This window comes from Pseudomonas sp. (assembly GCF_028293835.1).
Lineage (GTDB): Bacteria > Pseudomonadota > Gammaproteobacteria > Pseudomonadales > Pseudomonadaceae > Aquipseudomonas.
This window is the reverse complement of record NZ_JAQGNX010000147.1, coordinates 1-4,424: the sequence shown is the minus strand read 5'-3', so window position 1 is coordinate 4,424 and position 4,424 is coordinate 1. Positions and strand designations below refer to the sequence as shown.

The 4,424-nt window shown below is 58.7% G+C and carries 4 protein-coding genes and 1 pseudogene; 2 read left to right on the top strand and 3 right to left on the bottom strand.

All coding sequences use genetic code 11. The features are described from left to right. Both JWR17_RS20290 and hemL read right to left on the bottom strand, forming a co-directional pair. A pseudogene (locus JWR17_RS20290) lies at window positions 1-104 on the bottom strand (sel1 repeat family protein); the annotation flags it as partial. A gap of 295 nt (window positions 105-399) precedes the next feature. Beyond that, a complete protein-coding gene (gene hemL / locus JWR17_RS20285) occupies window positions 400-1,683 on the bottom strand; it encodes a glutamate-1-semialdehyde 2,1-aminomutase (protein ID WP_299834174.1) in 1,284 nt (427 codons plus the stop codon). 181 nt (window positions 1,684-1,864) lie between these two features. On the opposite strand from hemL, the gene JWR17_RS20280 reads away from it, so the two are divergent. Both JWR17_RS20280 and JWR17_RS20275 read left to right on the top strand, forming a co-directional pair. Further along, window positions 1,865-3,310 carry a DNA-3-methyladenine glycosylase 2 family protein gene (locus tag JWR17_RS20280; RefSeq protein WP_299834172.1) on the top strand — a complete coding sequence of 482 codons (1,446 nt, stop codon included), beginning with the start codon at window positions 1,865-1,867 and terminating at the stop codon, window positions 3,308-3,310. Continuing rightward, complete coding sequence (locus tag JWR17_RS20275; protein WP_299834170.1) at window positions 3,307-3,819, top strand: methylated-DNA--[protein]-cysteine S-methyltransferase; 513 nt, start codon at window positions 3,307-3,309, stop codon at window positions 3,817-3,819. Before JWR17_RS20280 ends, JWR17_RS20275 begins: the two co-directional genes overlap by 4 nt. 91 nt (window positions 3,820-3,910) lie before the next feature. On the opposite strand, the gene JWR17_RS20270 is transcribed toward JWR17_RS20275, so the two are convergent. Next, the coding region (locus JWR17_RS20270; RefSeq protein WP_299834168.1) for a thiamine phosphate synthase at window positions 3,911-4,424 on the bottom strand (514 nt) is incomplete at its 5' end.

Below are 4,424 nucleotides of genomic sequence, written 5' to 3'. Positions count from 1 at the left end.
CGACCCACCGCTGGGATTAACAACGAGTTGCCACCTGCATTCGCCAGCAGGGGATGAAGAAGCAACAGGCAGCCCAAAGCAAGGGTGCGGCCGGTGCGGTTCATGGGAATCGACTTACCTCTCAAAGGTGCGGGCGTACCCGTCCAGCAGAGCGCGCTGGCGGCACATTATGAAATAAGCGGGGGCAACCTTACAAAGTCTTTACGGAATTTCTGCTGCACGGGCTTGATGTGCCTGATTTTGCGGGGGAAAAGGTCTTCCAAGGCTGCGTATAAATCCCTGTAGGAGCTGCCGAAGGCTGCGATCGACCATGAAATGGTCGTAATGATTTGAATCACTGAAGGTTGTTGCAACCTTATCGCAGCCTTCGGCAGCTCTTCCGGGAAGTTGGCCGTGGCGTTACTTCAAGGCAGCAAACGCTTTTTCAGCCGCATCCAGGGTCAGTTGAAGTTCGGTTTCACCATGCGCAATCGAGATGAAGCCGGCTTCGAATGCGCTCGGGGCCAAGTACACGCCGCCATCGAGCATCAGGTGGAAGAAACGCTTGAAGCGGTCCGCGTCGCTGGTCATCACGTCATCAAAGGTCACGATGTTTTCGGCGTCGCTGAAATACAGGCCGAACATGCCACCGGCTTGGGTGGTCACGAACGGAATGCCCGCTGCATCAGCGCGCTGTTGCAGGCCGGCGAGCAAGCGGGTGGTGGTGGCACTCAGCTCGTCGTGGAAGCCAGGACGGCTGATCAAGCGCAGTGTCGCCAAGCCTGCCGCCATGGCCAACGGGTTGCCGGACAACGTACCGGCCTGGTAGACCGGGCCCAATGGCGCGATCTGCGACATGATTTCGCGTTTGCCGCCGAAACAGCCAACGGGCATACCGCCACCGATGATTTTGCCGAAGGTGCTCAAGTCTGGCGTTACGCCGTAATGCGCCTGAGCGCCGCCCAGTGCAACGCGAAAGCCAGTCATCACTTCGTCGAAAATCAGCACCACGCCGTGTTTGTCACACAGGGTGCGCAACCCTTCCAGGAAACCCGGTGCCGGAGGCACGCAATTCATATTGCCCGCAACCGGCTCAACGATGATGCACGCCACTTCGTCACCAACCTCAGCCAGCATTGTCGCCACTGCATCAATGTCGTTGAACGCGGTGGTCAGCGTGTGTTTAGCGAACGCTGCGGGAACGCCAGCAGAGCTGGGTACGCCTTGGGTCAGCGCGCCGGAGCCGGCTTTTACCAACAGGCTGTCGGAGTGGCCGTGGTAGCAGCCTTCGAACTTGATGATGCTGTCGCGCCCGGTGAAACCGCGAGCCAGACGGATTGCACTCATGGTCGCTTCGGTGCCGGAGCTGACCATTCGCACCATTTCCATCGATGGCACGATAGCGCACACCAAGTCGGCCATTTCCGTTTCCAACGCAGTCGGCGCACCGTACGACAAGCCGTGCTCCAATTGGTTACGCACGGCATCGAGAACTTCCGGATGGCTGTGACCGAGAATCATCGGTCCCCAAGAGCCGACGTAATCCACATAACGCTTGTCGTCTTCATCGGTGACGTATGCGCCCGCCGCATGTTTGAAGAACAACGGCGTACCGCCCACGCTTTTGAACGCGCGAACCGGCGAATTGACGCCCCCAGGAATATGTTTTTGGGCGTTGGCAAACAGGGTTTCAGAACGGGACATGGTGGGGTCTCAGCTTTTGAACCAAAAATTGTCCTGCGCGGATCACAGCGGCGGCGCCTTGCTGGTCGACGTAGGGGGTTGTCCAGAATGTGCAGTGCTCGGATTATACCTACGTCGCCCAAGGCTATACATGTCCGAATTTGGCCAGACTTTCCTAAGTGCCTCCATTACAGTCCGCTACATGAACACTCTCGATCCGCTGGTTTGTTACACCGCCTTCGTTGCCCGTGACCGCCGCTTTGACGGCTGGTTTTTCATGGGCGTCGCGTCGACAGGCATCTATTGCCGGCCTATTTGCCCGGCGCGCACCCCGTTGGCAAAAAATTGCAGCTTCTATTCCAGTGCGGCAGCCGCAGAGCGCGCGGGCTTTCGACCGTGCTTGCGCTGCCGTCCGGAGCTGGCACCCGGTCATGGCGTATTGGACTTGTCCAGTGGACTGGCGCAAGCCGCGGCACGATTGATCGAAGAAGGCTTTTTGAACGGCAGAAACCTCGCGGCGTTGGCTGATCGAGTAGGCATCACCACGCGACACCTGCGGCGGATTTTCGAAGCAGAGTTTGGCGTGTCGATGACCGAATACACACAAACCCAGCGCCTGTTGATCGCCAAGCGATTACTGACCGATACCCAGATGCCGATTACGGAGGTTGCGTTAGCCGCAGGTTTCGGCAGCGTCAGACGTTTCAATGGGCTATTTCTGTCGCAGTACGGGTTGAACCCATTACGTCTGAGGAAGACCAGTAGTGCGCCGAGTTCCGACACTCTGCGGTTTGAATTGTCTTATCGGCCGCCGTTTGCCTGGCACGGGGTATTAGCATTTCTCGCTCACCGTCAGGTCCGTGGCGTCGAGCACGTGGGTGATGATATTTACGCCCGGAGCATCGCGTTCGAACATGCCGGGCGTCAGTTGGCCGGGTGGATAAGGGTGGAACACGCGCCGTTGCGGCATGCCTTGGAAGTGACCGTCTCGGCGTCGCTGCAAAGTGCGATTGCGCAGCTGTTGGGGCGTGTTCGTCGCTTGTTCGATACCCATTGCCGACCTGAGCTGGTGGACGCGCACCTCGGCGCGCTGGCGGCTGACTTTCCGGGCATGCGCGTTCCGGGGGCAGTCGATGGTTTTGAAGTAGCCGTTCGAGCGATAGTCGGACAACAAATTTCCGTAGCCAACGCCAGGGTCGTTTTGGGGCGTATCGCCGAGCGTTTCGGGTCGCCAATTGTTGATGCGCCGTTTGGGTTGCGCAGTGCTTTTCCGACTGCTGAGGCGATAGCTCAATTGGAGGCCGAAGACTTGATCACCACTGGGCTGATTCGTATCCGCGCCGAAGCCATCATTGCAGTCGCGCAGGAAGTGGCGTCCGGTCGAATTGCCCTGGAGCCACTGGTCCCACTCGAAGACACATTGGCCGCTTTGCGGCGTATTCGCGGGGTCGGTGAGTGGACCGTACAGTACATCGCCATGCGCGCTCTGGGTTGGCCCAATGCGTTTCCGGAAGGCGATGCGGTACTGAAGAAACACCTTGGTTTCACGGTGACGGCAGCTTTGAACGAACACGCCAGCCAGTGGGCGCCTTGGCGGGCCTATGCCACCGTGCACTTGTGGCGACAACACGAGGCGGCAAAATCATGATTCAAGGATATTTAGCGTCAAGCCCGCTGGGCGACATCGCCTTGCGTGCCGAAGACGGCGCGTTGACCGGGGTGTTCTTCGTCGGGCAGAAATACTACCCCGACTTGCTATTGACCGACGCCCACGAGAGTTCGGTGCCACGGGTGGTTAGCCAGGCGCGGGAACAACTGGCAGAATTTTTCAGCGGCGAGCGAAAGGCGTTCGACCTGCCGTTGCAGTTGCGCGGCACCCCGTTTCAGCGCCTGGTTTGGCAGCAGTTGTTGTTGATCCCCTATGGCGAAATCGTGTCCTACGGTGCAATGGCAAAAAACATGGGGCTGAGCAGCGGCCACTCCCGTGCGGTAGGTACCGCCAATGGCAAAAATCCGGTGTCGATTATCATCCCATGCCACCGGGTCATAGGTAGCAGCGGAGACTTGACGGGGTATGCGGGCGGGGTTGAACGCAAGCAAGCGCTGCTGTCGCTGGAAAACATGAACGGCAGGCCCGTTGAGAATTCACTTCAATAAATCTGTAGATACTCCATAGGAGCCACGTGTTGGCGAGGCGGTATACCCGACATCGCATATCGCATACATTGCTTCGCCAACAAGTTGGCTCCTACAGTTTAATGTGAGCCTTAAACAGCGCATTAAACGCTTTTGCCCGCCGTGTGACTTCCTCGGTGCTCTCGGCACCAAACAAACCATGAACCACGGCCAGTAAATCGGCGCCATGCTCCACCAGCGACGCAGCGTTTTCCAGTGTGACGCCGCCGATCACGGCAATCGGCAAGTGGAAGCGAGCGCGGGCCTGGTCTAGCAATTCAAGGTTGCAAACCGGCGCGCCTGGTTTGGTGTTCGAATTGAAAAACCGTCCGAACGCGATATAGCTCGCGCCATCGGCCTTGGCCTCGTCGGCCAGTTCCAACTGCCCGTGGCACGTCGCGCCGATGATAGCTTTGTGTCGCAGCAGCGCACGGGCCGCCGGCAGTGAACCGTCGGTCTGGCCCAGATGCACGCCAACGCCGAGCCGCGCTGCCAGTTCGGCATCGTCGTTGATAATCAGTTGAGTCTTGTAGCGCTCGCACAGCCTGAGCAGGGTTTCCGCTTCACGCAGACGGCGAGCTTCATCG

Bases quoted from the DNA above. Each gene is read 5' to 3' on its own strand.
- JWR17_RS20275 (WP_299834170.1), top strand. From the start codon at position 3,307: ATGATTCAAGGATATTTAGCGTCAAGCCCGCTGGGCGACATCGCCTTG.
- JWR17_RS20280 (WP_299834172.1), top strand. From the start codon at position 1,865: ATGAACACTCTCGATCCGCTGGTTTGTTACACCGCCTTCGTTGCCCGT.
- hemL (WP_299834174.1), bottom strand. From the start codon at position 1,683: ATGTCCCGTTCTGAAACCCTGTTTGCCAACGCCCAAAAACATATTCCT.